Source organism: Micromonospora sonneratiae, assembly GCF_042679305.1.
Taxonomy (GTDB): domain Bacteria; phylum Actinomycetota; class Actinomycetes; order Mycobacteriales; family Micromonosporaceae; genus Micromonospora_H; species Micromonospora_H sonneratiae.
This window is the reverse complement of the sequence record NZ_JBHTMP010000136.1, coordinates 1-4,563: the sequence shown is the minus strand read 5'-3', so window position 1 is coordinate 4,563 and position 4,563 is coordinate 1. Positions and strand designations below refer to the sequence as shown.

General features: G+C 73.4%; 4 protein-coding genes. All 4 read left to right on the top strand.

Translation table 11 applies throughout. The features are described from left to right. On the top strand, positions 1–1,569 hold a 1,569-nt coding region (locus tag ACFQ4H_RS34530), incomplete at its 5' end, for a primosome assembly protein PriA (RefSeq protein WP_377579446.1). 167 nt (positions 1,570–1,736) lie between these two features. After that, positions 1,737–2,720, top strand: coding sequence for an AAA family ATPase (locus ACFQ4H_RS34525; protein WP_377579444.1), 984 nt, complete (start codon positions 1,737–1,739; stop codon positions 2,718–2,720). A gap of 187 nt (positions 2,721–2,907) precedes the next feature. Then, positions 2,908–3,468, top strand: a complete 561-nt coding sequence (def, locus tag ACFQ4H_RS34520; RefSeq protein ID WP_377579442.1) for a peptide deformylase — start codon at positions 2,908–2,910, stop codon at positions 3,466–3,468. A 5-nt stretch (positions 3,469–3,473) separates the two neighbouring features. Continuing rightward, positions 3,474–4,400, top strand: coding sequence for a methionyl-tRNA formyltransferase (gene fmt / locus ACFQ4H_RS34515; protein WP_377579440.1), 927 nt, complete (start codon positions 3,474–3,476; stop codon positions 4,398–4,400). Positions 4,401–4,563 lie beyond the last annotated feature (163 nt).

The following is a 4,563-nucleotide window of genomic DNA, read 5'->3' as shown; positions in this document are numbered from 1 at the left end:
GGTGCCCGGAGCGCGCCGGAGGCGACCGGATGGCGGGACTATCCGGCCGGCCCCGGGTTCCTCCGGGCCCTGGCCGACGGTCGGGCACCCCGGGCGGTGTGGTCGGCGCTGGCCGGTACGGACTGGCCCACCCGGCTGGCGGAGGCGGTCGCGGCGACCGTACACGGCGGTCGGGGCGCTGTCGTGGTGGTCGGGGATGCCCGGGACCTCGCCCGCCTGGACACCGCACTGACCACCCAGTTGGGGCCCGGACGTCACGTCGCGCTCTCTGCGGCACTGGGCCCGGCAAAGCGTTACCGGGCCTTCCTCGCCGCCCGACGCGGTCAGGTGCCGGTGGTGATCGGCACCCGGGCGGCGATGTTCGCCCCGGTGCCCCGACTGGGACTCGTGGCGATCTGGGACGACGGCGACGACCTGCACGCCGAGCCACGTGCCCCCTATCCGCACGCCCGGGAGGTGCTGCTGACCCGGGCCCAGCTCGGCGACGCAGCGGCGCTGGTCGCCGGGCACACCCGTACCGCCGAGGCACAGCTGCTGCTGGAGACCGGCTGGGCGAAGGAGATCGTCGCGGACCGGGCCACGGTACGCCGACGTACCCCGCTGGTGACGCCGACCGGCGACGACCCGCAGCTGGCCCGCGACCCGGGGGCAGCCACGGCTCGGTTGCCCAGCCTGGCCTGGGAGGCGGCCCGGGCGGCGCTGAAGGCCGACACCCCGGTGTTGGTGCAGGTACCCCGACGCGGCTACCTGCCCTCGGTGGCCTGTGCCGACTGCCGGGCCCCGGCCCGGTGCCCGCACTGCTCGGGACCGTTGGCCCTCCGCTCCGCGGGAGCCGCGCCCGCCTGTCGGTGGTGTGGGCGGGTGGCCGCCGCGTACGCCTGCCCGCACTGCTCCGGGCGGCGGCTGCGGGCCTCCGTGGTCGGTGCCCGACGTACCGCCGAGGAACTGGGGCGGGCCTTCCCGGACGTTCCGGTACGGACATCCGGGCGGGAGGGGGTGCTGGACGCCGTGCCGGGCAGCGCCAGCCTGGTGATCAGTACGCCGGGGGCCGAACCGGTCGCCGACGGCGGATTCGGTGCGGTGCTGCTGCTCGACGCGTGGGCCCTGCTGACCCGGGCCGACCTACGGGCCGGTGAGGAGACGCTGCGTCGGTGGCTGACCGCTGCGGCGCTGGCCCGCCCCGCCTCGGCTGGTGGGCGGGTGGTGGTCGTCGCCGATGGCTCGTTGGCCTCGGTCCAGGCGTTGTTGCGCTGGGATCCGGGCTGGTTCGCGGCCCGGGAACTGGCCGAGCGCCGCGAGCTGGGCTTTCCACCAGCCGCCCGGATGGCCAGTCTGACCGGTTTGCCGGCTGCCGTCGCCGACCTGCTGACCGCCGCCCGGCTGCCGGCCGAGGCGGAGGTGCTGGGGCCGGTGCCTGCCGACGCGGACCAGGAACGGATGCTGGTACGGGTGCCCCGCTCCCGGGCGGCCGGGCTGGCCGCTGCCCTGCACGCGGCGGCGGGGGTCCGTACCGCCCGTCGGGCCGCCGAGCCGGTCCGGATCCAGGTCGACCCGCTCAGCCTGTTCTAGAGTGGGGTGGGAAGCGTTGTTGGTGGGAAGCCGCAGGCCGGGCCCGTGGCGCGTGCTAGCATCGTCCGTCATTCCGGGTGCCCACGTGGCGCGACGACGAGATGACCGCCCGATCTGGCGTTCAGCCGATTGACGTCGACCGGCCGGTGAGCAGGGGTGTGTGAGTCGTGACCGTTCGTCAGTCGATCGTCCTGAACGGTGATCTTGGTAGTGGTAAGAGCACCGTGTCGATCGAGCTTGCCCAGCGACTGGGGCTACGGCGGGTCAGCGTCGGTGACCTCTACCGGGAGATGGCGCGCCAGCGCGAGATGACCGCGCTGCAGCTCAACCTGCACGCCGAACTCGACCAGGCCGTGGACGGCTACGTCGACCAGTTGCAGCAGGACATCGCCAACTCGGGCGAGCAGCTGATCGTCGACAGCCGGCTGGCCTGGCACTTCTTCGGTAACGCCCTCAAGGTCCACCTCATCACCGAGCCGACCGAGGCCGCCCGTCGGGTGCTGGCCCGGCCCTCCGGTCCGGCGGAGAGCTACACCTCGATCGAAGAGGCCCGGACGAAGCTGCGGGAGCGCAGCGAGAGCGAGCGCGGCCGGTTCATCGTCCGGTACGGCGTCGACAAGGCGAAACTGCGCAACTACGACCTGATCTGCGACACCACCCGGGCGTCGGCGCACGAGGTCGTGGATCTCGTCATCGCCGCCTACGAGGGCAGGATCGGCGCGGACATCCTGCGGGAGGCGCCGCCGCTGCTGCTGCTCGACCCGGCCCGGGTCTTCCCGACCCAGGAGATCCAGGGGCTGCGCGGCCTGTGGGAGTCGGACTACGTGGAGCACGTCCGGCAGGCCGGCGAGGCGGCGCTCGAACCGCTGAGCGTCGGTTACACGGGCGAGCACTTCTTCGTGGTCGACGGCCACCGTCGGCTCAGCGCCGCGTTGCGCAGCGGGTTCAAGCTGGTGCCCGCCCGGCTCGCCGCTGAGGTCGCCGAACCCGTGGTCGGCGGTCTCAGCGCGGTCGACTACTTCCGTACCGAGGTCGCCCTGAGCGCCCTGTACGACTGGGAGGCGGCGCACCAGATCCGGCTGCCGATCCCCGCGCACGTGCTGCACCGGGCCGACGCCGTCCTGGCCGGCGAGCCGGGCGGTACGGCGTAGCAACCGCCCGCGTCCGGCGGCGGCCCCCGGTCGTAGCCGGACGTCCCGTGGCGCGCCGGGGCAGGATCCGTCATCAGGGGCGAAACCTCGCCGCCCGGTCCGGGTAGCGTGCCGGACAGCCCCGGCCAGCCCGTCCGTAGACTGGTGGGTAGTCAATCTTCCCCGCCCCGCGAAGGAGCCACCCCGCGTGACCGTCCAGCCCATCCGTCTGTTCGGGGATCCGGTGCTGCGTACGCCGGCCGAGCCGGTGGTCGACTTCGATGTCGAGCTGCGCAAGCTGGTTGCCGACCTGACCGACACGATGCGCGATCGCAGTGGTGCCGGTCTCGCTGCCCCGCAGCTCGGTGTGGGTCTGCGGGTGTTCACCTTCGACGTGGACGACGTCGTCGGTCACCTGATCAATCCGGTGCTGGACTTTCCGGACGAGGAGGAGCAGGACGGCCCCGAGGGCTGCCTGTCCATTCCCGGTCTCTACTTCGACACCAAACGTCGGATGAACGTGGTGGCCAAGGGGTTCAACTCCTACGGCGACCCGATGCAGATCGTCGGCACCGGTCTGATGGCCCGGTGCGTCCAGCACGAGACCGACCACCTCGACGGGGTGCTCTTCCTCGACCGGCTGGACGCCGCCGGGCGTAAGGCCGCGATGAAGGCGATCCGGCAGGCCGAGTGGTACGACCCGGCCACCCCGCCGACGGTCAAGGTCAGCCCGCACGCTTCGGCGAGCCCGTTCGGCCTGGGGCGGTGACCCGGATGCGTCTGGTCTTCGCCGGTACGCCGGCCGTCGCGGTGCCCGCCCTGGACGCCATCGCCGCATCCGGTCACGAGTTGGTCGCCGTGGTGACCCGCCCCGATGCGCCCGCCGGTCGGGGCCGGGGCCTGGTGCGATCTCCGGTCGGTGCCTGGGCCGACGAGCGGGGTGTGGAGGTGCTCACTCCGCAGCGGCCGAGCGAGCCGGAGTTCCTCGCCCGGTTGCGTGAGCTGGCACCCGACTGTGTGCCGGTGGTCGCGTACGGTGCGCTGGTCCCGCCGGCGGCGCTGGAGCTGCCCACCCATGGCTGGATCAACCTGCACTTCTCGCTGCTGCCCGCCTGGCGGGGGGCCGCGCCGGTGCAGCACGCGGTGCTGCACGGTGACGAGTTGACCGGTGCCAGCGTCTTCCAGCTCGAACAGGGCCTGGACACCGGACCGGTCTTCGGCACGGTCACCGACGAGATCCGGGCCAGCGACACCTCCGGCGACCTGCTGGAGCGTCTCGCCCGGTCCGGCTCGGGGCTGCTGGTCGCCGTGCTCGACGCGATCGAGGCCGGTACCGCCCACGCCGCACCGCAACCGGCGGACGGTGTCTCCCTCGCCCCGAAGCTCACCGCCTCCGACGGGCAGGTGCGGTGGGGAGAACCGGCCTTCGCGGTGGACCGGCGGATCCGGGCCTGCACTCCCGCCCCCGGGGCGTGGACCACGTTCCGCGACGACCGGGTCAAGCTGGGCCCGGTCCGCCCGGTCTCCGACGGACCGGATCTCAAGCCGGGGGAGTTGCTGGTCGAGCGGAGCAGGGTGCTGGCCGGCACCGCCACCGATCCGGTCGTGTTGGGCGAGATACGTGCGGCGGGCAAGAGGGCCATGCCGGCGACGGACTGGGCGCGCGGCGTCCGGGTGACTACCGGGGAGCAGTTCGCGTGACTGACCGACAGGCCTCGTCCGAGCGCCGGGGTTCTTCCGAGCAACAGGGTTCCTTCGAGCGGCGCGGCGGCTCTTCCGAGCGGCGCGGCTCATTCGACCGACGGGGCTCCGCCGACCGGCAGGGCTTCCCGCCGCGGCGGGGCCCGGACCGGGGCGGTCGGCC